This is a genomic window from Kribbella sp. NPDC023972, assembly GCF_040639075.1.
Taxonomy (GTDB): domain Bacteria; phylum Actinomycetota; class Actinomycetes; order Propionibacteriales; family Kribbellaceae; genus Kribbella.
On record NZ_JBEZZH010000007.1, the window covers coordinates 223,352 to 244,982 of the forward strand.

General features: G+C 68.0%; 19 protein-coding genes. 8 read left to right on the plus strand and 11 right to left on the minus strand.

The window, feature by feature from the left end:
* The first annotated feature begins 128 nt into the window (after window positions 1-128).
* From AB0F43_RS27365 to AB0F43_RS27375, 3 genes are all read left to right on the plus strand, one after another.
* A complete protein-coding gene (locus AB0F43_RS27365) occupies window positions 129-500 on the plus strand; it encodes an FKBP-type peptidyl-prolyl cis-trans isomerase (RefSeq protein ID WP_360482700.1) in 372 nt (123 codons plus the stop codon).
* A gap of 362 nt (window positions 501-862) precedes the next feature.
* Window positions 863-1,504, plus strand: a complete 642-nt coding sequence (locus AB0F43_RS27370; RefSeq protein WP_360482703.1) for a hypothetical protein — start codon at window positions 863-865, stop codon at window positions 1,502-1,504.
* A gap of 113 nt (window positions 1,505-1,617) precedes the next feature.
* On the plus strand, window positions 1,618-2,349 hold the full coding sequence (locus AB0F43_RS27375; RefSeq protein WP_360482705.1) for an MBL fold metallo-hydrolase: 732 nt from the start codon (window positions 1,618-1,620) through the stop codon (window positions 2,347-2,349).
* Here AB0F43_RS27375 and AB0F43_RS27380 read toward each other — a convergent pair.
* The 3 genes from AB0F43_RS27380 to AB0F43_RS27390 are packed head-to-tail and all read right to left on the minus strand — an operon-like array spanning window position 2,346 to window position 5,488.
* Entirely contained in the window at window positions 2,346-3,362 is a 1,017-nt protein-coding gene (locus tag AB0F43_RS27380) for an ABC transporter ATP-binding protein (protein WP_360482708.1), read from the minus strand. The two genes, AB0F43_RS27375 and AB0F43_RS27380, sit on opposite strands and share 4 nt — an antisense overlap.
* A gap of 15 nt (window positions 3,363-3,377) precedes the next feature.
* Entirely contained in the window at window positions 3,378-4,418 is a 1,041-nt protein-coding gene (locus AB0F43_RS27385) for an iron chelate uptake ABC transporter family permease subunit (protein ID WP_360482711.1), read from the minus strand.
* Window positions 4,418-5,488, minus strand: a complete 1,071-nt coding sequence (locus tag AB0F43_RS27390) for an iron ABC transporter permease (RefSeq protein WP_360482713.1) — start codon at window positions 5,486-5,488, stop codon at window positions 4,418-4,420. The genes AB0F43_RS27385 and AB0F43_RS27390 overlap by 1 nt, the downstream gene beginning before the upstream one ends.
* 146 nt (window positions 5,489-5,634) lie before the next feature.
* Here AB0F43_RS27390 and AB0F43_RS27395 point away from each other — a divergent pair, with 146 nt between their 5' ends.
* On the plus strand, window positions 5,635-6,465 hold the full coding sequence (locus tag AB0F43_RS27395; protein ID WP_360482716.1) for a siderophore-interacting protein: 831 nt from the start codon (window positions 5,635-5,637) through the stop codon (window positions 6,463-6,465).
* A 198-nt stretch (window positions 6,466-6,663) separates the two neighbouring features.
* On the opposite strand, the gene AB0F43_RS27400 is transcribed toward AB0F43_RS27395, so the two are convergent.
* Both AB0F43_RS27400 and AB0F43_RS27405 read right to left on the minus strand, forming a co-directional pair.
* Window positions 6,664-7,863, minus strand: a complete 1,200-nt coding sequence (locus tag AB0F43_RS27400) for an alginate lyase family protein (protein WP_360482719.1) — start codon at window positions 7,861-7,863, stop codon at window positions 6,664-6,666.
* A 377-nt stretch (window positions 7,864-8,240) separates the two neighbouring features.
* Complete coding sequence (locus AB0F43_RS27405) at window positions 8,241-8,828, minus strand: TetR/AcrR family transcriptional regulator (RefSeq protein ID WP_360482722.1); 588 nt, start codon at window positions 8,826-8,828, stop codon at window positions 8,241-8,243.
* Window positions 8,829-9,158: 330 nt separating this feature from the next.
* Between AB0F43_RS27405 and AB0F43_RS27410 the strand changes: the two genes are divergently transcribed.
* Window positions 9,159-9,860, plus strand: coding sequence for an SDR family oxidoreductase (locus AB0F43_RS27410; protein ID WP_360482725.1), 702 nt, complete (start codon window positions 9,159-9,161; stop codon window positions 9,858-9,860).
* 52 nt (window positions 9,861-9,912) lie between these two features.
* Window positions 9,913-10,812 carry an SAM-dependent methyltransferase gene (locus AB0F43_RS27415; protein ID WP_360482728.1) on the plus strand — a complete coding sequence of 300 codons (900 nt, stop codon included), beginning with the start codon at window positions 9,913-9,915 and terminating at the stop codon, window positions 10,810-10,812.
* Window positions 10,813-10,967: 155 nt separating this feature from the next.
* Here the strand turns inward: AB0F43_RS27415 and AB0F43_RS27420 are convergent, their stop codons facing one another.
* Window positions 10,968-11,288 carry a DUF1330 domain-containing protein gene (locus AB0F43_RS27420; RefSeq protein ID WP_360482731.1) on the minus strand — a complete coding sequence of 107 codons (321 nt, stop codon included), beginning with the start codon at window positions 11,286-11,288 and terminating at the stop codon, window positions 10,968-10,970.
* 113 nt (window positions 11,289-11,401) lie between these two features.
* Here AB0F43_RS27420 and AB0F43_RS27425 point away from each other — a divergent pair, with 113 nt between their 5' ends.
* A complete protein-coding gene (locus tag AB0F43_RS27425) occupies window positions 11,402-13,489 on the plus strand; it encodes a serine/threonine-protein kinase (RefSeq protein ID WP_360482734.1) in 2,088 nt (695 codons plus the stop codon).
* A gap of 15 nt (window positions 13,490-13,504) precedes the next feature.
* On the opposite strand, the gene AB0F43_RS27430 is transcribed toward AB0F43_RS27425, so the two are convergent.
* The 4 genes from AB0F43_RS27430 to AB0F43_RS27445 form a co-directional block, all read right to left on the minus strand.
* Window positions 13,505-13,912, minus strand: a complete 408-nt coding sequence (locus AB0F43_RS27430; protein ID WP_360482737.1) for a PIN domain-containing protein — start codon at window positions 13,910-13,912, stop codon at window positions 13,505-13,507.
* Entirely contained in the window at window positions 13,909-14,187 is a 279-nt protein-coding gene (locus tag AB0F43_RS27435; RefSeq protein WP_360482740.1) for a hypothetical protein, read from the minus strand. Before AB0F43_RS27435 ends, AB0F43_RS27430 begins: the two co-directional genes overlap by 4 nt.
* A gap of 70 nt (window positions 14,188-14,257) precedes the next feature.
* Window positions 14,258-15,538, minus strand: coding sequence for an adenylosuccinate synthase (locus tag AB0F43_RS27440; RefSeq protein WP_360482743.1), 1,281 nt, complete (start codon window positions 15,536-15,538; stop codon window positions 14,258-14,260).
* Window positions 15,539-15,872: 334 nt separating this feature from the next.
* The gene (locus AB0F43_RS27445; RefSeq protein WP_360482746.1) at window positions 15,873-16,358 is read right to left on the minus strand and encodes a VOC family protein; all 486 of its coding nucleotides are present in this window, start codon (window positions 16,356-16,358) and stop codon (window positions 15,873-15,875) included.
* 57 nt (window positions 16,359-16,415) lie between these two features.
* On the opposite strand from AB0F43_RS27445, the gene AB0F43_RS27450 reads away from it, so the two are divergent.
* Window positions 16,416-17,234 carry a helix-turn-helix transcriptional regulator gene (locus AB0F43_RS27450; protein WP_360482749.1) on the plus strand — a complete coding sequence of 273 codons (819 nt, stop codon included), beginning with the start codon at window positions 16,416-16,418 and terminating at the stop codon, window positions 17,232-17,234.
* Window positions 17,235-17,267: 33 nt separating this feature from the next.
* Here the strand turns inward: AB0F43_RS27450 and AB0F43_RS27455 are convergent, their stop codons facing one another.
* Complete coding sequence (locus tag AB0F43_RS27455) at window positions 17,268-21,575, minus strand: fibronectin type III domain-containing protein (protein WP_360482752.1); 4,308 nt, start codon at window positions 21,573-21,575, stop codon at window positions 17,268-17,270.
* Window positions 21,576-21,631: the final 56 nt, after the last annotated feature.

The following is a 21,631-nucleotide window of genomic DNA, read 5'->3' on the forward strand; positions in this document are numbered from 1 at the left end:
CACAATCCGCCTCAGCCAACCACCCGGCCTGTGCCAGCTCACCGGTTCCTGTTCCCACCTCGGCTGATCGGGCTGGGTGGGACGGGCCCTGGGCGGGAGTCGGGTGGGACATCTGCTTAGCTGGGGGCATGACTGAAAAGCCAGAGATCGACTTCCCGGAGGGGCCGCCGCCGGCGGACCTGGAGATCACGGACATCACCGTGGGTGACGGTGATGAGGCCAAGGCCGGATCCCGGGTGAACGTGCACTACGTGGGTGTCGCCCATTCGACCGGCGAGGAGTTCGACGCGTCGTACAACCGGGGCGCGCCGCTGGCCTTCCAGCTCGGCGTCGGCCAGGTCATCCAGGGCTGGGACACCGGTGTCCAGGGGATGAAGGTCGGCGGCCGGCGCAAGCTGGTCATCCCGCCGCACCTCGGGTACGGCGACCGCGGCGCGGGCGGCGCGATCAAGCCCGGCGAGACCCTCATCTTCGTCGTGGATCTGATCAGCGTCAGCTGACCCGTCGACCGAACAACCGCCCATCCACCTTCCGCACCACTCCCCAGCGAGTGCGGTGCCAGCACTTGGCCACGGACGATGACCATCAGAACTCGCGGCTGTCACCGGTCGCTCAGCTCGCCGGCCGGTGCGTCCGGCCGGGTCGCGTTCGTCCGACGATCGCTCGGGCTGGCCGAGCAAGCGCCCGCCCTGCCGAGGCGGCCCGCTCCCGCGCTCGGGTGGAACACGACGTGGCCGAGGTATGAGGACGGGACAACAGACCCCCGGGTGCGTCAGAATGGCGCACTCCGGGGGTTTTCCGTAGCCGCCTGTCCGTAGTTGTACTCATCCGCCACGCCCAGCGGTTCGTTTGACTGGGAGGCATGACGACGATGGTTGCCACCACGGTCCCCGCCGCCCGGGTCCCCTGGGTCCGGTACGCCGGCCTGGCCGCGAAAGTACTGCTGTTCGGTTTGTTGCTGGCGGCCCTGATCTGGCCGGACCTGAGCGGGATCAAGGGCAAGGCGTCGACCGCCCGGCTGGTCGTCTACCCGGTCGGCGCGATGGCGCTGCCGTTGTGGTGGTGGGCGTACGGACGCGCGCGGAGCAAGCTGCACACGCAGTTCCCCTGGCGGGCCGATCTCCTGATCACGCTGCCCTGGCTGATCGACCTGATCGGCAACCGGCTCAACCTGTTCGACACGATCGTCTGGTGGGACGACGCGATGCACCTGATCCTGTGGGGTCTGCTGACCGCCGGAGTACTGCTCGCCTTCGCCCCACCAACGCTCTCGCGTGCCCTGACGACCTTCGTCGCCCTCGGCTTCGGCACAACGGCCGCGGTGGTGTGGGAGCTAGGCGAGTACGTCGCCTTCGTCCGCAACTCCCCCGAACTCCAAACGGCTTATACCGACACCCTCGGCGACCTAGCCTTGGGCACCCTCGGCGCCGTCACAGCCGGCCTAACCATCTACCAAGCCCACAACCGCCTCTTCCGCCACCTCCCACCCCAACCCACCGACTAACCCTCCCCCGAACCGGCACACGCGCCCAGGCCCACCGCCGACACCCAGCCCGGCCCACCGAGCAGCCCCCGTCCGACCGGTACACGCGCCCGGGGCGTGGCAGGGTGGGTTGGGTGGATGCGACGGTTGTGGGGAGTGGGGATGCGTTCGGTTCGGGCGGGCGGTTCCAGACGTGTATCGCGGTTGCGGTGGATGATGCGCCGCCGCGGGTGCTCGTGGACTGTGGTGCAACGAGTCTGACCGCACTCCGCAAGCAGCAGCTCGACCCGAACGAGGTCGACACGATTGTCATCACCCACTTGCACGGCGATCACTTCGGGGGGCTGCCGTTCCTGATCCTCGACGGGCAGTTCCGGCGGCGCAGCCGCGACCTGACGGTTGTTGGGCCGCCTGGCACACGCGACCGGCTGACCACGGCGATGGAGGCGCTGTACCCCGGCTCGTCCGAGGTGCGGCGCCGGTTCGACGTGCACGTGCTGGAGCACGCTGACCGGCGCCCGCTCGAGCTCGGTGGGATTCGCGTCACGCCGTACGAGGTGCGTCATGCATCCGGTGCACCGGCGTACGCCGTACAGCTGCAAACCTCCACCGGATCGCTGGCGTACTCAGGTGATACCGAGTGGACAGACGTGCTCCTGCAAGCGGCCGACGACGTGGACTTGTTCCTCTGCGAGGGCTACAGTCCGGCGCCCATCCGTTGGCACCTCGACCTGCAAACGCTCGAACAGCACCGCGACCGCTTCACCTGCCGCGAGCTCGTCCTGACTCACCTGTCCCCGACCGCACTGGCCGCCGACCTGACCACTTGGAAGGTCGCGTACGACGGCTTGCGGCTGACTGTCTAGCGGTCGGACGGGCGGCAGATACCGTCGGCGGCAGCGGAGGCAGCCAGCGCCTGGACGGCGGGGTTGTCCGTTGGCGCGGCGCCGCCAGAACCACCGGAGCCGGCGGCGCCGAACCTAGTCGCGGCGGCGGTGGCGTTGGAGGCGGCGTCGTACGAGGTGGTGTCGGCGGAAGCGTTGTTGTTGGGGATGGTGTCCTGGGGGCGGTCGGTGCGGGTGGTGTGGCGGCCGATGGGGACGACCATCGGGGTGCCGGCGACCGGGTCGGGGATGACTTTGACGGCCAGGCCGAAGACGTCGTGGACGACCTGCTCGGTGATCACCTGCCGAGGGTTGCCTTCAGCAACGATGGCGCCGTCCTTCATCGCGATCAGGTGGTCGCCGAAACGGCAAGCCTGGTTGAGGTCGTGCAGCACCAGGACGATCGTGCGCTCGTCCTGCTTGTTCAGGTCGACCAGCAGATCCAGTACCTCGAACTGGTGCGTCAGATCGAGGAACGTCGTCGGCTCGTCGAGCAGCAGGATGTCGGTCTCCTGCGCCAGAGCCATCGCGATCCACACCCGCTGCCGTTGCCCGCCGGACAGTTCGTCGATCGGCCGGTCGGCGATGGAGAGTACGTCGGTCGACGTCATCGCGGACGCGACCGCCTCATCGTCGGTCTTGGTCCACTGCCTGATCCAGCGAGTCCGCGGATAGCGACCACGCCCGACCAGGTCGGCGACCGTGATCCCCTCCGGCGCGGTCGGCGACTGCGGCAGCAGTCCGAGCTTGGTGGCGACCTCGCGGGTCGGGATGGACTGGATGCTCTTCCCATCCAGCAGCACCGTTCCGCGTGAGGGCTTCAGCAGCCGGGCGAGCGTTTTCAGCAGGGTCGACTTGCCGCACGCGTTGGCCCCGACGATGACGGTGATCTTCCCGGTCGGGATCCGCACCGACAGGTCGTGAATGATCTCCCGCTGGTCGTAGCCGATCGCGAGACCGTCGGCGGCGAGGCTGTGCGAAATCACGGGCTCCACAGAGTTCTCCATCTCTCAGCCACCACTGCCCACCCGGTTGGCCCGGGCCAGCAGGAACATGAGGTACGGCGCTCCGACCACACCGGTCACCACCCCGACCGGCAACTGGGTGTCGCCGAACGCGTGCTGCGCGATCAGATCCGACAAGGCCACCACCAGCGCGCCGATCAACGCGGACGCGATCATCGCCGGACCCGGCGACCGGGTCAGCCGGCGCGCGATCGGCGGCGCGACGAACGCGACGAAACCGATCGGTCCGGCCGCCGCCGTCGCGACCGCGGCGAGCAGTACGCCGATGACGATCAGCCCGAGTCGTGAGCTCTCCACCCGCAGCCCCAGCCCGTACGCCGTCTCGTCGCCGAGCTGGAGGATCCGCAGCCGATGCACCAGGAACACCATCAGCGGAGTCAGCACCGCCAGTGTGATTCCCACCGACCGGACGTTCGACCAGTCCCGGCCGTTCAGGCTGCCGGTCAGCCAGATCAGCGCCTGCTGTGCGATCTCGACCCTTGCCTTGGTCAACAAGTACGACGTGACACTGGTGGCGATCGCCCCGATCCCGATCCCGATCAGGATCAGCCGGTAACTCGACACACCGTGGCGCCAGGCGAGCACGTACATGGTGAACGCGGTCAGCACCGCACCGGCGATCGCGAGCATCGACACCGCCACACCGGTCAGGCCGAGCGTCGCGATGGCGAACACCGCGAACGCGCTGGCGCCGTACGTGACGCCGATGATGTCGGGGCTGGCCAGCGGGTTGCGGGCGATGCTCTGGAAGATCGCGCCGGACATGCCGAGCGCGGCTCCGACCATCAGGCCGGTGAGTGCCCTGGGCAACCGCAGCCGGTTCACGATGAACTCGGTCGCGCGATCACCGCCGCCGAACAGCGTCTTGACCACGTCGATGACCGGGATCTTGAAGTCGCCCAGCGACAACGAGACGCAGAAGGCCGCGAAGACGAGTACGGCGAGAACCACGATCACCGCGAGCGAACGCGCCTGCCGGACCGCCCGTGCCCGGGTGATGACCTGAACTGCCTCAGCCGTGGTCATCAGAGATCAGCCAGCTTCCGCCGCCGTACCAGCGCGATGAAGAACGGCGCACCGATCACCGCGGTGACGATGCCGACCTGCAGCTCTCCCGGCTGGGCGACGACTCGGCCGAGCACGTCGGAACCGAGCAGCAGGATCGGCGCCAGCAGCATCGAGTACGGGAGGATCCAGCGATAGTCCGGACCGGTCACCAGCCGGGCCACGTGCGGAATCGTCAGCCCGATGAAACCGATCGGTCCCGCGGCCGCGGTGGCGGCTCCGCACAGGAGGACGACGACCACGGCGACGAACAGCCGGGCCAGTCCGACCCGCTGGCCGAGCGACTTCGCCACCTCGTCGCCCAGCGACAGAGCATTGAGTACGCGCCCCGAGATCAGCGCCAGCACGATCCCGACCAGGATGAACGGCGCGACCTGCGCGGCGATGTCCGAACCCCGGCCGGCCAGCGACCCGACGGCCCAGAACCGGAACTGGTCGAAGGTGTCGACGTCACCGATCAGCAGCGCCGTGGTGAGTGATCCCAGCATCGCCGTCATCGCCGCACCGGCGAGCGCCAGCTTCACCGGCGTCGCTCCCTCCCGGCCGAGCGACCCGAGCAGGTAGACCGCGACGGACGCCGCGGCCGCCCCGGCGAACGCGAGCCAGACGTACGCCGTCAGGCTCGCCAGCCCGAACCAATAGATGCCTGCGACAACGAAGAGCGCGGCACCGCCGTTGACACCGAGGATGCCCGGATCGGCCAGTGGGTTGCGGGTGACGCCCTGCATCAACGCGCCGGACAGGCCCAGCGCCGCCCCGACCAGCAGGCCGATCACCGTCCGCGGCACCCGCAGTGACCGGATGATCACGTGGTCGGTATCCGCGTCGTTGTAGTGGCGCAGGGCGTCGAAGACGGTCGACAGCGGGATCTGCTTCGAACCCACCGCGATGCTGAGCAAGGTCACCAGCACCAGCAGGGCGACACAGCCGAACAACCCGAGGAAAAGCGTGACCCGCCGGGTACGCCGCGGACGCGACGGCGCAGCGGCGTCGGGACCTGTGGACTCGGCCACAGCAGTGGGCGGGGGCATTGGACTTTGGGATCCTCTTAGGTAAGGCTTACCTTTAGACGCCTCAGAATAACCCGGTCGTCCACGGGTCCGCATCTGAGTCTCCCCCTGCACTGATTCCTGACCGGGGCGGCGGGGTGGGGCCGTATCTATCTGGAGAAACCAGCATGACGACTGTGCTCGAGCGGCCGATCTTCTTCGACTCGGTCCTCGCCACCGTGGCGGCGGTCGACGACCTCAGCCCGCACCTGCGCCGCGTGACGTTCGTCGCACCGCGGATCGCGGAGGCGGTCACCGCGGGACCGGACCAGCGAATCAAGGTGCTGCTCTCGCCGCCCGACGGCAGTGAGCTCAAGCTGCCGTCCGGCCCCGACTGGTACACCGAGTGGTGCGCACAGCCCGTCGAAGAGCGTTTCATCATGCGGACGTACACGGTGCGCGCACTCCGGCCCGAGGTCGCTGAAATCGACATCGAGTTCGTCCTGCACGGCGTCAACGGACCCGCGTCCGCCTGGGTGAGCGAAGCCAGGCCCGGTGACCAGCTCGGCCTGATCCTGCCGTTCGCGGTCGACACCACCAGCACCAAGGGCCTGCTGCACTCCGGCGTCGACTACGTCCCGCCGGCCACCAGCATCCGCCGGGTGCTCATCGCCGACGAGACCGCACTGCCGGCCCTCGCCGGAATCCTCGAGCAACTGCCGGCCACGGTCCACGCCACCGTGTTCGTCGAGGTCCCGGACCTCCGCGACATCCGCCCGTTGCCGACCCCCGGCACGGCCGACATCACCTGGATCGCGCCGACCCCCGACGGCGGCCCGAAGTCGTTGCTCGAGGCACTCAAAACCACCGACCTCCCGTACGACGCCGACTACGCCTGGGTCGCCGGCGAGTCATCGATGATCAAGTCAGTACGCCGCCACCTGGTCAACACGGTCGGGATACCCAAAACCGCCATCTCCTTCCAGGGCTACTGGAAACGCGGCGAACCCCAGATCTGACGCTCGCTAGCCGGTTATGTGACCACTGCCGCGTTACAACACGCCACCTGTCAAACAACCCGCCATCGACCGCGCGGCCGCAGCCGACAGACGGCAGGTCGGCTGCGGGCTGACCCGGCGTACGGCGGGGCGGACAGGGAGCGGTTGGGGCGGACTGATGGCGTGATGGGCCGGGGAGTCGGTCTTCCCGGCCGGGGGTTAGGACGGGTTTTCGGCGTGGGTGAGGGTTTCCCAGGCTACGAAGAGGCTGTTGGTGCCGGCCGGGCGGCCGGACTCGGTCAGCGCCTCGGTGTTTGTCATCGTGATTCCGAGGCGGGTGTGCAGGGCGTTGAAGCCGACCTCGGTGATCGGGCCGAGGCCGCGGTGCACGGACCCGCCGCAGAGCCAGGACGGCACCGGCTCGAGGTTGCGTTCCCAGCGGGACTGGAAGCCGAGCGCGTGCTGCAGCCGCGCACCGAACTCCGGGTACAGGTCGATGCCCTGGATCCGTGAGGTCTCCAGTACGTGCGAGATCGACGAGATGCCGTAGCCGGTATGGGTGAAGTCGCGGCAGGTCTCCTGCGTCAGGCCGTTGACGAAGGTCTCCTGCCCGTGCCAGTAGTTGACGATCTTCTCGCGGGTGTCGAGGTTCTGGCTCGGCTTCGTCTTCGGCAGCGGGCCGTCCGACTCCAGGTAGACGAAGGCCGGCACCCGGACCCGGTACAACGCGATCGCCTTGTCGTACACGGCCCTGTCCTCGAGGAACACGCCGATGCCCTGGATCGCCTCGGTCATGCTCAACTCCCAGTTCCCGTTGGAGTTCGAGCCGTTGATGATCTCGGGCAGGTAGACGTTGCGCAGCATGGTCGCGAACCGGCCGGCGTTCGGCCAGTTGCCGTAGGCCTGCTTGATGATCTCGGCGGCCTTCGGCCACGACGACGCCGACCACGCGGTCTGCAGCGGCGCGTTGCTGTTGGTGTGGTCGCGGATCGTCGCCGACCAGGCGTCCATGAGCTCGATCGCCTTCTGGGCATAGCGATCGTCGCGGGTGATGTACCACAGCACCGCGTCGGTGTACGCCGCGATCGCATCCTGGCGCTCGTCGGTACAGCCGTAATTGGGGTTCGAGTACGGCCCGCACTCGACCACCGCTCGCGGCTTCGGCGTACGGCTCAATGACGCGTAGCTACTGTTCTTCGCCTGGTTGAACGCGTTGGTCCAAGGCTGCGCACCGGCCTGCACCTTGGCGCGGACGAAGTCCAGCTGCGCCCCGCTCACCCCGACACCGGGGTGGGTGAACACGGCGGGCGCCTGAACGGCCATGGGCTCGGCTTTCGGAGCGGCAACTGCTGGGCTGCTGAGGGTCCCGGCAACCAGCGCGGCACACGCAGCAGCCAAGACCAGGGGTTTCTTTCGCATGGGCGGTGTCCTGTTCTTCGGGGCGGTAGGACACCTGCGCTCCCCCACTAGCGCAGGGTCTTTGCGAAAGTTTGACGACGGACGGTGATCACGTCAAGATCCCAGTAAGCATCAAATTCACAATGGAACAATCTGTGAATTTGTCCCGTTCCCGCGGAACAGAGTGAGGTCTTCTCCCAAGACACGACGCCGGTTCCGGACCGGCGGAACCGCCGTCCTGGCCACCTTCGCACTACCGTCCGTGATCGGTGCCCAGGCCGCCCCGCACCGATTTCGGCGTCGGCGCCTTCCTGCTGGCCGGCACCGAACTGGCCGCACTGCCCACCCGACGGACACCACGGCCGGCACGGGGACGGCGGGCGGGCGATCCGGTTGGGTTAGACCGCCTGGGTCGCCAGCTCGCTGGAGCGGATGCCGGCGGCGTCCAGTAGGGCGGCGGCGGTCTGGACGCCGATCCCGCCGAGTGTTTGCGCGCGGACGACCGCGCGGGCGCTGGCGCCGTCGAAGATCATCGTCAGCTGGATCGCCAGCGTGCCCGGATCGTCAACGCCCGCCTTCACCAGCTCGCGGTGGAAGAAGTCGGTCAGCTGCTGCTTGAAGTGACGGGCGACCACCGAGCCCGGGTGTTCCGGGTTCTTCAGCTCGACCGCCGTACTCACGAAGGGGCAGCCGAGGTAATTGCCCTCCGCAACCATCTGGTCCTGCCGCTCGAACACCGACAGGATCCGCTCTCTGGCCGGCCGGTCGGCCTCCGACGCCGGGTGCAGCAGCGTCTGGTACGACGGGCCGCGGCTGGCCAGGCTCTCCGCGATCAGCTCGTCCTTGGAGCGGAACAGCTGATACATCGACTTCTTCGACACCCCGGCCGCCTTGCAGAGCGCGTCCACACCGATGTTGACGCCGTCGCGGTAGAAGAGTTCGCCCGCGGCGTCCAGGAGCCGCTCGCGGGGTGTCGCCGAGGTCATGGGGCCTCCCGGCCTGGACTGAGGAGCGGAGGGAGCCCGGTCATGGGGCCTCCCGGCCTGGACTGAGGAGCGTAGGGAGCGCAGCGACTGGAGCGACGAGGGAAGGCCGGGAGTTCCAGCTCCATGACCCGCCGCGCCGGAGGCGTGGCATTCAACACAGCGACCGGAGTGACGAGGGAAGGACGGGAGCCACAGCCCCATGACCCCGCCGGCGCCGGAGGCCCGGCCATCAACACAGTCATGCAACGAGGGTACCGGCTGGATTTGCATCACGAAACCGATCGGTTTACTCTCATGGAAACAGATCGGTTTCCATGAAGGAGTTTCCCCATGACCACACTTGAAGGCGCCGTCGTCCTGGTCACCGGCGGGCAGCGCGGGATCGGCAAGGCGATCGTCGCGGACCTGCTCGACCGGGGTGTCGCGAAGGTCTACGCCACCGCCCGCGATCCCAAGCCGAGCAGCGATCCCCGCGTCGTGCCGCTGCCGCTCGAGATCACCGACCAAGCCTCGATCGACGCCCTGGTCGCGGCCGTTCCGGATGTCACCGTCCTGATCAACAACGCCGGCGCGACCTCGCCGGAGACCTACCTCGACGCGCCGATCGAGGACATCCGCGCGGTCTTCGAAGCGAACTTCTTCGGACCGCTCAATCTCACCCGCGCGCTGGTTCCGGTGATCGAGCGCAACGGCGGCGGCCACATCCTGAATGCGCACTCGGCCCTGTCCTGGTTCGCCCTGCACGGCGCCTACGCGGCGACGAAGGCCGCATTCTGGATGCAGAGCAACGCGATCCGGCTCGAACTGCTGAACCGCGGCATCGGCGTCACCGGCCTGCACATGGGGTACGTCGACACCGAAATGGTCACCGCGGTCACCGCCCCCAAGTCCCGCCCCGAGGACATCGCCAAGCAGGCTCTCGACGGCATCGAGGCAGGAGCGCACGAAGTCCTCGCCGATGACACCGCCCGCTACGCCAAGGCCCGCCTGTCCGAGGACATCACCGCCAGCTATCCACAACTCGTCAACTGATCGACACACGGTCGACAAACTTCGGTAAGGACGTTGCGTAAACTGGATCAGGATGATTGACGTCCTCGCAGTTGTCCGTCCCGAAGATGCCGTCACCGACTTCCTGTCCGTCCTGGACCCGGCCCATGGCCGTGAGGTCCACCTGCTCGCGGCCGAGCGTGGTGTCTATCTCAAGCTGGCCGCCGACATCCCGCTCGAGGGCCGTCTCGCGGCGATCGCGGCGCTGAAAGCCAGCTCCGGTGAGAGCGACAAGCCGTTCTCACCGGCGACCGCGGCCGCCGCGATCGCCCGCGAGGCCGGGGCCATCCCGTTCACGGTCTGGACCCACCACCCGTCGGACACCCGGACCACCCACGGCCGCTGGGCCCTCGACCTCAAGACCGCGATCGGGGGTCCGGTCCGGCACACCATGACGGCGGGTACGCCGGTCGTACTCGACCCGGTCGAGGTCGCGGCATCGCCGTACGAACAGGAGCGGCTGGACGCGACGGTCGCGTGGCTGCGGCGTCACCTGGATCCGATCGCGGGGCGCGTGATCGAGGTGGGCGCGCATGAGGGTGCGTTGACGCAACGACTGCTGGCCGACGGGTACTCCGTCGACGCGACCGAGCCGAATGAACGGTTCCTCGAGCGACTGCGAGCCAACGTCAGAGGTGATGTCCGCATCCATCCACACAGCTTCGAGGATCTCGCCACCACCGCGCGACTCACGGGTTCGGCGTACCTGCTGATCGAAGTCCTGTACTACGGCCAGGACCTGAGCCTGCTCGATCGGTTCCCGACCGATCACCTGTTCGTCGCGATGGAGGCCGGCGAGCTCGCCCGGCAGGTCTGGCCCACCACGTGGTCGGTCGAGGATGAGATCGAGCTGGTCCCGCCCCGACTGGAAGACCTTTCCGGCGCCCTGCTCCGAAAGCGTGGCAGCCGCGGAGTCCTGCTCCGGCGTCGCTGACTAGTCGCCTGCGGCAACCACGTGGAGGTCCCGTCCGCGGGTGTACTCGATCGTGGCTCACGTCCAACTCGTCCAGCCCGTCGAACACCAGCACTCGACACTCGCCACGACCAGTGACCGAACGGCTGCCATTCGCAAGAATCCGGCCACCCGGATCAGCCCAGTACGTCGCTGGCCTTGTGGGTGCGGTCGACACCTTCGACGATCATCGCGACCCCGTCGGAGTTGTCGGTGCGCAGGTGAAGGATCTCGCGGTACGCCGGTGAGTCGTACCAGCCGCGGGCGTGGTCGTAGTCGGGGAACTCGATCACGATCAGCGCGCCGTCCCAGGTGCCCTCGATGTACTCCGGTTGCCCGCCGTGCACGATGAAGTGACCGTCGTACGGCGCCAGCGTGGCGTCGATGCGCTCGAGGTACTCCGTGATGCCCGGACCGAGGCGGACGTTGCGCAGATTGGCGATCGCGTAGTGCTTCATGGGGGCCTCCTCGCTGGTCGGATGCGACAAGACTCCGGCACGGTGTGAGTCCAGACGATTACCCCAGAGGTCATCACGCCGGATTGGTCTGCTGCCGACGTACCGTAGATGGCATGTCAGTGACAGGGGGACCTCCTTCCACCCCGGTGGAGGAGGTGGAGGAGCGGGTCGGGCCGTACCGGTTGATCCGGCGGCTCGGGCAGGGCGGCATGGGTGTCGTCTACCTGGCCGAAGGACCCGAGCACCAAGAGGTCGCCCTCAAGGTGCTGCGACCCCACGTCGCCCACGACCCGACCGCGCGCGCCCGGTTGCAGCGCGAAGCGACCACATTGCAGAAAGTGAACCACCCCGGTGTGGCCGGCATCCTCGACCACGACCTGGAGGGCGACCAGCCGTACCTGGTCACGCGGTTCGTACCAGGCCGCCCGCTGGACGAGCAGGTGGATGAGCGCGGACCGCTGACGCCGCGCAAGTGGCTGCCGGTGGCCGGGTGCCTGGCGGAGTCACTGCAGGCTATTCACGCGGCTGGAGTGATCCACCGCGATCTCAAGCCGGGCAACGTGATGATGTTCAACGGCAGGCCGGTGATGATCGACTTCGGCATCGCCCAGGCCGCTGACGACCTGCGGCTCACCCAGACCGGTCTCGTGATCGGTACGCCAGGCTACCTCGCACCCGAGCTGATCGAGGGCGAGACGGTGTCCGAGTCTGCGGACTGGTGGGGCTGGGCCGCCACTGTGGCCTTTGCGGCGACCGGACGGCGTCCGTTCGGCAAAGGGCCGTTCGAGGCCGTGCTGCACCGGGTGCACACCGGCCAGGCCGACCTGGACGGGCTGGACCCGCGGTTGAAGCCACTGCTCGCCGCTGCGCTGTCCCCGGACCGACGTGACCGCCCGACGGAGGACGAGATCATGACCGGCCTCAGCCGGTACGCCGAGGGGCGCGACGCGTTGCCGTCACGTGAGAAGCCGACGGTGGTGGTCGCTCCCGCGGCCGTCCAGCTCAGCCCTCCCACCGCCCAGATGACCCGGGTCATGCCGGAGTCGGATGGTTCAGGCGATCCGTCGCCGGCGGAGGTGGCGGAGCTGATTCCACCGGTGATCCCACCGCTGTCCGTGTTCACACCTCTGCGGGACAAGCTCCGCGAAGCAGCCGCGAGCCGAAAGGCAGCCGCGGCGGGTGGGGCTGCGGTGGGCGGAGCAGGAGCGGCCGCTGCTGGTGGTGCGCTGGGCGGTGTGGTCGGCGCGGGTGGTGGTCTGGGCGGTGCGTCTGGCTACCCGGCTGGTGCTCACCCCGCGACGTATAGTCCGGCGCCGACCGCGGCTGCTCCGGCTGCGATGCCACTGCCGTACCAGAGCTCTCCCGGCTACGCCGCTCCGCCGACTTCGCCGTACCAGAGTCCGGTGCCGGCGCCGTACCAGGGCTCGCCGCCGTATCCCCCGCCGTACCAGAGTCAGCCGCCTGCGCCGTACGAGCAGCGTGCACCGCAACTCCAGGACGGTGCGCCGTACACGGCCAACCCGTACGAGGGGAAGCCGCAGCGGGCTCCCGCCACGGGCAAGCGCACTGCTGTGGTCGTGGGCTTGATGGTGGCGCTGACCGGGCTCGTCGCGCTCTACCCGGGTCTCGGCTCGCTTGTGACGGTGGTGCTGTTCGTGATCGCGCGTACGGTCGACCGTGCCAGCACCGCGCTGATGCGACGTCGTCAGATGCGTGGCCGGGCCGGTCGCTCCGACGGTGTGGTTGCCGCGGCCTCCACTCCGCTGCAGCTGGTCACCGCGACTCTGATCACCCTGCCGTGCCTGATCCTGCCGCTCCTGACCGGAGTGGTCGTCGGAGGCATCGTCACCGGCGTCGTCGCCACCGCACGCGGCCTCGAATGGCAGCCGCTGTCAGCGATCGGCTTCGGCAGCGCGGCATTCACCGCGCTCTTCTTCGCCTGGTGGGGGCCCGGCGGCAGTTCGCTCCGCCGAGGAGCCCACATCGCGGCCCGCACCGCGTTCCGCCCGCGCTGGCTCTCCGCCACCGTCGCCGCCGTACTCCTCGCCCTCGGCGCCCTGACCTTCTACAACGCCACCCAGGGCGAGGGCTCCACTTGGGCCCGCACCCCCATCCAGACCCCCGACCTCAACACCCGCCCCACCCTCGACGACCTCCGCGACGCCCCCTTCATCCGCGACCTCCCCTTCATCGGCCGCTGACGTAGGTAGGTGCGGTCAGAGCGAGATGATCGGCAGCTTCCATCGGGTGTTGCCCCGCCAAGCCCCGTTGCGTGCAGCCTCCGCGAGGTGCGCGATATCGCCTCGATCCGAAGTCACACAGGTCGCCGCCGACTCGAAGCAGCAGGCCACGACCTGCGCATCGACCACATCCGCGCGGTTGGCCACAGCCAGCAACTCACCGACTCGGGTGGCCAGGTCCTGAGTGAGCGGCACGACGTCGCACCCGTCGATGAGCCGCCGAAGCCCACGCTGCTCGTGACTCCGCCAGACCTGGGCCAGCACGGCGGCTGGAACGCTGGGCTCGATGCCCCGCATCAGCGCCCGGAGGTGGATCGCCCACAGGCGAGGGTCGTCTCGCTCGGCGGCAATCAGCGCACCGGCGTCATAGACCAACTGCGTCACGCGTTCGAACTCCCGGAGTCCGCAACCCCGTCGCCGGAGGCCTCGCGCTGAGCCTCCGCGAGCGCCCGGTCCGCCCAGTCGAGCTGGTCCGCGGTCAGTGCGCCGTGCTCGGACTCCCAGTCCGACACCGACTTCAAACCTCGGTACAAGCGCTCGCTCTTGGCCACCAACGCGTTCACGTAGGCCGAGGGCGTCGTGCCCGCTGCATGAGCCCGCCGTTCGACGGCGGCCCACAGTTCCTCGTCGAAGGACAAGGTCTTCTTCTTCACCGCCACACAAGCATGGTATGACCGCGGTATGACCAAGGCAAACCGCCGAGTTCATCTCGGCGGTTCGCGCTGGCTGTCAGAGCCGGACTATTTGGGTGCGTTCGGGGCCTACGCCGATGGCGGAGATGCGGGCGCCGCTGAGGGATTCGACGGCGCGGACGTAGGTCTGGGCTTCCTTCGGGAGGTCGTCGAAGTTGCGGCAGCCGGAGATGTCCTCGGTCCAGCCGTCGTACTCCTCGTAGACCGGGACCGCGTGGTGGAAGTCGGTCTGGGTCATCGGCATCTCGTCGTGCCGGACGCCACCGACGTCGTACGCGACACAGACCGGGATCTTCTCGCGGCCGGTCAGCGTGTCCAGCTTGGTCAGGACGAAGTCGGAGACGCCGTTGACGCGGGCGGCGTACCGGGCGATGACCGAGTCGTACCAGCCACATCGACGCGGCCGGCCGGTCGTCGTACCGAACTCGGCGCCCTGCTGCCGCAGCCACTCACCGTCGGCGTCCAGCAGCTCGGTCGGGAACGGGCCCTCACCGACGCGGGTCGTGTAGGCCTTGACGACGGCCATCACCCGGTCGATGCGAGTGGGCGGGATCCCGGAGCCTGTGCACGCGCCCGCGGAGATCGCGTTCGAGGAGGTGACGAACGGGTAGGTGCCGTGGTCGACGTCCAGCAGGGTCGCCTGGCCGGCCTCCATCAGCACGGTCTTGCCCTCGTCCAGCGCCTTGTTCAGCAGCAGGCTGGTGTCGGCCACCATCGGCTTGAGGCGGTCGGCGTACCCGAGCAGCTCGTCGAGGACCTCGGCGATCTCGACCGCGCGGCGGTTGTAGACCTTCACCAGCAGCTGGTTCTTCTGCTCCAGCGCGCCGGTCACCTTCTGCTCGAGGATCTTCTCGTCGTACAGATCCTGGACCCGGATGCCGATCCGGTTCATCTTGTCCGCGTACGTCGGCCCGATGCCGCGACCCGTGGTCCCGATCCGGCGGCTGCCGAGGAACCGCTCGGTCACCTTGTCGAGGGTCCGGTTGTACGGCGGGATCAGGTGAGCGCTCGCGCTGACCACGAGCCGGGACGTGTCGACCCCACGGGCCTGCAGCGCGTCGAGCTCCTCGAACAGCACACTGAGGTCGACGACGACCCCGTTGCCGATCACCGGGGTGACGCCCGGAGTGAGGATCCCGCTCGGAAGCAGGTGCAGCGCGTACTTCTCGGACCCGATCACGACCGTGTGGCCGGCGTTGTTGCCGCCGTTGAACTTGACCACGTAGTCGATCGCGGTGCCGGTGTTGCCGAGCAGATCGGTCGCCTTGCCTTTGCCCTCATCGCCCCACTGGGCGCCGACGAGCACGATTGCGGGCATCTCAGCCCTCCTCTTCACGCGCCGGCTGACGACCTCACGAGTCCGCGACAGCCGAACGCTGGAAACGGTGAAGCCCGGAGACGTTCACCGGACATTCATCCGCTGACGCATCCAGGCTCTTGCGACCAAAGCCTACCGGAACGAGGTCCGGCCGGCCGATCACCGTCCACGGGGCTGAAACGATCACTTGAAGTAAGTGTTCATCACTGAATGGTTGCCATATACCGTGATCGCGTGCACACTCTTAGTCAGCGGCCCGCCGAAACTGCCGCAGGGGACGGTTCCGGCGGGCCGCTTTCCTCGTTCTCTGCGGAGAACAGGCTCGTGCGCGGACCTACTGAAGGTCCTCCGGGTTCGAGGCCAGCCACTCCTTCACCCGGCGGTCCGCCTCCTCGCGCGACACGTCCTCGACCTTCGTCAGGATCGCCCACCGGTGCCCGAACGGGTCGATCACCGTCCCGTACCGGTCCCCGGTCATGAACGTCTGCACCTGCTCCACCGGCGTCGCGCCCGCCTCGACCGCCTTCGCGAACGTCGCGTCCACGTCCGGGACGTAGTGCACCAGCGACGAGTGCACCCACTCGCCGTTCGGCGCCCGCAGCCCGATCTGCGGCATCTGGTCGCTCAGTTGCAGCATCGAATTCCCGAACTTCAGCTCCGCCTGACCGACCCGCCCGTCCGGCATGTCCTGCCGGCTGATCACCTCGGCCCCGAACACCGACTGGTAGAACTCGATCGCCTTCGGGCCGTCCGCCACGGCGAGGTACGGGGTCAGCGAGTGATAACCGTCGGGGATGGGGTTTACCGTGTTCGTCGTCATGGCACTTAGTCAACCCGTCCACGCCGCACCGGGTCTTGTAAGAAAGCGACAGCCAGATTGACCACGCCGTCGGACAGTGAGAAGGGCATCCTGCATCCGCGGGAGCAGGCCCGGCACCGGACCCTGAGCCGGCTTGCGGCCGGGGCGGAGACCGGCCGGTTCGTCGAGTGGTACTGGATCGTCGAGTGGGATCTGGACGAGCCGTACACGGCCGAGGTGCTGCCGTTCCCGAGTGTCAACGTGACGTTCGAGCAGCCGGGCGGCGCGTTCGTGAACGGGGTCTGCACCCGCAAGTTCGAGCGTGAGCTGGTCGGCCGCGGTCGCGTGTTCGGGGTGAAGTTCTGGGCCGGTGGGTTCGGGGCGGTGACCGGGCTCGACGTGGCGTCGTTCCGCGACCAGGTGCTGCCGCTGACCGCGGTGTTCCCGGACGGCGACCGGCTGGCGGACCTGGTGTTCGCCGAGGATTCCGACGTACGGCGTCGTGCGGTGTTCGAGGCGTTCTTGCGCGATCACCTCGCTCCGCCGGATCCGTCGTACGAAGTGGTCCGGGAGATCGTGACCACGATGGCGGCGGACCGGTCGGTGGCGCGGGTGGACCAGATCACCGAGCAGTTCGGCATCCCGATCCGGACGCTGCAACGCCTCTTCCGGCGGTACGTCGGCGTCGGCCCGAAGTGGGTGCTCCGCCGGTACCGCCTCCACGACGGTGCCGAGCTCCTGGCCCAAGGCGAAGTAGCCGAGCTGGCGGAGCTGTCCGCATCACTCGGCTACTTCGACCAGGCCCACTTCTCCAAGGAGTTCAAGCAGCAGATCGGCCTCACCCCCGCCGAGTACGCCGCCCGCGCCGCCGCCGAACGCCAGATCACCTACCGGTGACGCGCCTCCCGGGCGGGAGGCGCGTCCACGGCGTCATCGGGTGTAGACGATGTTCGGTTGTTTTGGCTGGAGCATGTTCTGGCCGATGAAGAAGCTGGTGTGGGGTGGCTGGTTGTAGGAGGTGTTCTGCCAGGCGACGCCGAGGCGGTAGACGGGGTCGTGCATCAGGGTGTGGATGCGCCGGTCGGTCTCGTACGGCGTGCTGTAGATGCGCAACTCGGAGCTGTCCGCACTGCGCCAGGCGATCTCTTCCCGCCAGTCACCGAACAGGTCGGCCTGGATCGCAGGCGTCCCCTTGGTGCTGTTGTTGGACCGTGCACCAGGATCGGTGAGCAGCACTCCGACGGTCTGCGTCTGCCAGTCCCACTTGGCGATCGTCGGCGTACCGGTCGAGGTCGCGGCGTCCCAGTCGTGGTCGACGATCTCGCGCAGCGGGTCGCCGTCCCACCAGGCCAGGAAGTTGGCCGCCGGGATGGTTGTCGACAGCAACTCACCGGTGGACGACTTCAGCTGTCCGACGCGTGAGTTCCAGGCCGCGTCACCGCCGACCGCCCAGCCTTCCGCACCCGGGTGCCGCGGGTCGATGTCACCCGCCGCGGCCCGGCCGGTGTCGCGATTGGCCGGGATGTCCCACAGGATCTCCCCGGTCCGGGCGTCCCGCATGGTCGCACCACGGTTGCCGCTGTGGGCCATGTCCTCGTGCGCGGCGAACACCTCGAGCCCTGGTCGTGCCGGGATCAGATCGGACACGTGCAACGCGTCCCCGTGTCCCAGGCCCGTGCTGTAGAGCAGCGACCCGTCGTCATCGACCGTCATCGAGCCGAAGATGATCTCGTCCTTGCCGTCGGCATCGACATCCGCCATGGACAGGTTGTGGTTGCCCATCCCGTAGCCGCCTTCGCTGCCCTGGTCGTTGGAGTCGAACACCCACCGCTGCTGGAGCCTCCCATTGACCAGGTCGTACGCCGCCAGCACCGCGCGGGTGTAGTAGCCGCGAGAGAACACCACACTCGGGTGTTCGCCGTCCAGGTAGGCCACACCGGCCAGGAACCGGTCGACCCGGTTGCCGTATGTGTCGCCCCACGATCCGACGTCTCCACGCGGTGGCGTGTAGTCGACGGTGTCGAGCGCCTTGCCGGTCAGTCCCTCGAACACAGTGAGGTACTCCGGTCCGGTCAGCACGTAGCCGGAACTGTTGCGGTAGTCGGCGTTCGGGTCACCGATCACGGTCCCGGCGCCGTCCGTCGTACCGTCGGCCGTCTTCATCGTCACCTCGGCCCGGCCGTCGCCATCGAGGTCGTACACCTGGACCTGCGTGTAGTGAGCACCTGCGCGGATGTTCTGCCCCAGGTTGATGCGCCACAGCCGAGTGCCGTCCAGCTTGTAGGCGTCGACGTACACGAGGCCGGTGTAGCCCGCCTGCGAGTTGTCCTTGGCGTTCGACGGCGTCCAGAGCTGGATGATCTCGTAGCTGCCGTCACCGTCGACGTCACCCACACTGGCGTCACCCGCACTGTAGCTGTAGGGCTGTCCGTCCTTGGTGTAGTCGTCGGCCGGCTTGTCGAGCGGCACGGAGAAGTAGCTCTTCGCCCACGTGCCGAACTCCGCCGTCACCGGCTCCTCGTCCTCGTCGTCGATCGCGGTGACCAGATAGCGCGAGGTCGCCGTACCACCGGCATCGAGGAAGTTCGTCGAGGTCTTGATCGGCTTGGCGTTGATCCGGACACCGTCACGGTAGACGTTGAACCCGAGCCCCGGCCGGTCCGTCCCCAGCAACCGCCAGCCGACGAGCACCTTGCCGTCAGCAGTCGGTACGGCGGACGGCGCCCGGTCGAGGTACTCCGCCTGACGCTTCAGCACCGTCACCGCAGGCGTGACCAGCGTCGCGGACGGCACCGATACACCGCCTGCGTTGACCGCGAAGACACGGTAGTAGTACTTGATCGTGGTCAGGACGTCCTTGTCGGTGAAGGACTTCTCGGTCGTCCGGCCGATCACCCGATAGGTGCCGTCCGGAGTCTCGGAACGGGCGACGAGGTAGGTCGACGCCGAGGCCACCGGCTGCCAGTGCTGGGCGAGCTGGTTCTTGTCGATGTTCTGCAGCTTCAGCAGCGTCGGCGCGGCCGGCACCGGCACGTTCGGGTCGATCACCGCTGCGCGAACTGTTGCCGAAGGCACCGACTCCAGGCCGGTGTTGTCGATCGCGGTGACGGAGTAGTCGTAGGTCAGGCCCGCGACGACCGTGGTGTCCACGAACCCGGGGGTGGTGGTGTCCGCGATCTTGACCGGCTTGGAGTCTTCCGGACCTTGGCGGTACACCCGGTAGCCGGCCGCATCGTCGGCCGCCGTCCAGGCAACGGTCACGGTCGAGAGCGTGGTCTCAACTGTCACCCCGCTCGGCGCGACGAGCAACGGTGTGACTTCGATGCCGTTCAGCCGGGCGCCGGTGCCGCTGATGACGACGTTCAGCTGACTGTCGCCGATGGAGACCGGTCCGTGCAGCCGCTCGGTCACACTGGCCCGGCCGGCGTTGCCATTACCCGACGCGCGACCCTCGATGGCGAAGTCGGTCCGGCTGGTGCCGATCCAGTCACCGCTGTAGGTCTTCACCATGTACGTGCCGTTCGGTACGTCGAGCTTGAACTCGAACGGACTCGCGGACAGCACGAAGTCGCGTTGCAGATCGTTGGGGACTCCCGCCGTACTGCCCCGATCGCGGTCGGCCAGTGCCGCCGGCGCTTGGGTGAAGCCGAAGCCACGCTGCGATGTGTATGTCATCGTCCGGTTGACCTCGGTGTAGCCGGCCGCAACCGGCGAGCCGACCGGACCGAAGTCGAACTTGTACTTCGCGCGCTTGGTGGTGAAGGTGATCTCCGCCGAAGGCGCTGACTCGCCACGCCCGTTGACCGCGGTGACGCGGAAGGAGTACGCCTGCCCCTCGGCCAGCCCTTGGACGACGGAGCTGGCGGTCGTCGTCGTACCGACCAAGGCGTAGTCGGTGTTCGACTTGCGGTAGATGCGGTAGATGTCGGCGCCTGCCGCGGCCGTCCACTTCAGCGTCGCGCCGGCGTTGGAGATGCTGGTGGCGATCAGTCCGGTCGGTGCGGCCGGTACGTTCGCGGGCGGCTCCACCTCGACCACCTGCCGTGCGATCGGGACGTCCAGTCCGGCCACACCGGTGGCAACCAGTCTGGCCATTTGGATGGCGCCGTACTCCTGGAAGTGAGTGTCGTCGACTGTGCCGTTCGGGCGGCCCGGGTAGACGCCCGGATCGACATGCAGGAAGACCGCCTTCGCGGCCTCGGGGCCGATCTCGTCCAAGTACGCGCGGCTGGAGGCGGACAGATCGACCAGGGCGACGTTCTCCTCGGCCGCGAGTTCCTTCATCTTGCCGACGTACTCGGGGAAGCTCACGTTGAACTTGAGGGTCACCGGGTCGAAGCTGCGCCTGGACACGGGCGTGACCAGGACGGGGATCGCTCCACGCTGCCTGGCGCCGTGCACGTAGGTCCGCAGGTACTCCTTGTAGTCCGCGGGTGAGGCGTACCGGTCGTCGACGCCTTGTGTCGCGTCGTTGTGGCCGAACTGGACGAACAGGTAGTCGTTCGGCCGGATCGCGCCGAGGATCTCGTCGAGGCGGCCCTGGCTGATGAAGTTCTTCGAGCTGCGGCCGCCGATCGCCTTGTTGACGAACAGCACGTCACCGCTGAAGAACCGGTTGATCATCTGACCCCAACCGGCCTGCGGCGCGAACCCGGGGTCGTACGTCTGCACCGTCGAGTCACCGGCGATGAACACGGTCGGCTTCGCGCCGGCGGTCCGGGCCGGCAGCCGGCTGATCACGAGCGAGTTGAGCTTGGCCGCCGTACCGGCGAAGTCGAGGTTGAGCTGCCCGTCGACCAGCGAGATCGGGAAGGTCATGCTGAGGTACTCACCGGCCGGTTTGGCGGTCAGCTGGACCTTGGCCATCTTCTCGGCGGTGATGGCGATCTCGCTGGCCTCGGTGGTGTCGCCTGCGACCAGCGAGACGGTGTAGTCGCCGTTCGGCAGGTCCACCAGGAACGACGTACTGCCGACCGTGACGAAGTCCTGGCGGACCGGATCGCTGCCGCCGCGGTCGGTCGACGACACCTTGCTGGGGTCGGTGAAGCCGTAGCCGCGGGTGGCGTCGTACTGCAGCGCTCCGACGCCGGTGTACCCCTCGGCCACCGGGCTGTCCGGCGTACCGAAGTCGAAGCGGTGGACTGTCTCGGCAGCGTGAGCTGGCAGTGGTATCTGAGCGGCTAGTGCCAGCGCTGCCAGTACGGCGGCCAACCGGCGTCGACGGGGTGGTGCACTCATGGGGAACTCCTGCGGGGACGTAGGCGGACGGAGCCTGCGGAAAGCGTTCTCCAACA

Bases quoted from the DNA above. Each gene is read 5' to 3' on its own strand.
- AB0F43_RS27365 (WP_360482700.1), top strand. From the start codon at position 129: ATGACTGAAAAGCCAGAGATCGACTTCCCGGAGGGGCCGCCGCCGGCG.
- AB0F43_RS27370 (WP_360482703.1), top strand. From the start codon at position 863: ATGACGACGATGGTTGCCACCACGGTCCCCGCCGCCCGGGTCCCCTGG.
- AB0F43_RS27385 (WP_360482711.1), bottom strand. From the start codon at position 4,418: ATGACCACGGCTGAGGCAGTTCAGGTCATCACCCGGGCACGGGCGGTC.
- AB0F43_RS27390 (WP_360482713.1), bottom strand. From the start codon at position 5,488: ATGCCCCCGCCCACTGCTGTGGCCGAGTCCACAGGTCCCGACGCCGCT.
- AB0F43_RS27395 (WP_360482716.1), top strand. From the start codon at position 5,635: ATGACGACTGTGCTCGAGCGGCCGATCTTCTTCGACTCGGTCCTCGCC.
- AB0F43_RS27400 (WP_360482719.1), bottom strand. From the start codon at position 7,863: ATGCGAAAGAAACCCCTGGTCTTGGCTGCTGCGTGTGCCGCGCTGGTT.
- AB0F43_RS27405 (WP_360482722.1), bottom strand. From the start codon at position 8,828: ATGACCTCGGCGACACCCCGCGAGCGGCTCCTGGACGCCGCGGGCGAA.
- AB0F43_RS27410 (WP_360482725.1), top strand. From the start codon at position 9,159: ATGACCACACTTGAAGGCGCCGTCGTCCTGGTCACCGGCGGGCAGCGC.
- AB0F43_RS27415 (WP_360482728.1), top strand. From the start codon at position 9,913: ATGATTGACGTCCTCGCAGTTGTCCGTCCCGAAGATGCCGTCACCGAC.
- AB0F43_RS27420 (WP_360482731.1), bottom strand. From the start codon at position 11,288: ATGAAGCACTACGCGATCGCCAATCTGCGCAACGTCCGCCTCGGTCCG.
- AB0F43_RS27425 (WP_360482734.1), top strand. From the start codon at position 11,402: ATGTCAGTGACAGGGGGACCTCCTTCCACCCCGGTGGAGGAGGTGGAG.
- AB0F43_RS27440 (WP_360482743.1), bottom strand. From the start codon at position 15,538: ATGCCCGCAATCGTGCTCGTCGGCGCCCAGTGGGGCGATGAGGGCAAA.
- AB0F43_RS27445 (WP_360482746.1), bottom strand. From the start codon at position 16,358: ATGACGACGAACACGGTAAACCCCATCCCCGACGGTTATCACTCGCTG.
- AB0F43_RS27455 (WP_360482752.1), bottom strand. From the start codon at position 21,575: ATGAGTGCACCACCCCGTCGACGCCGGTTGGCCGCCGTACTGGCAGCG.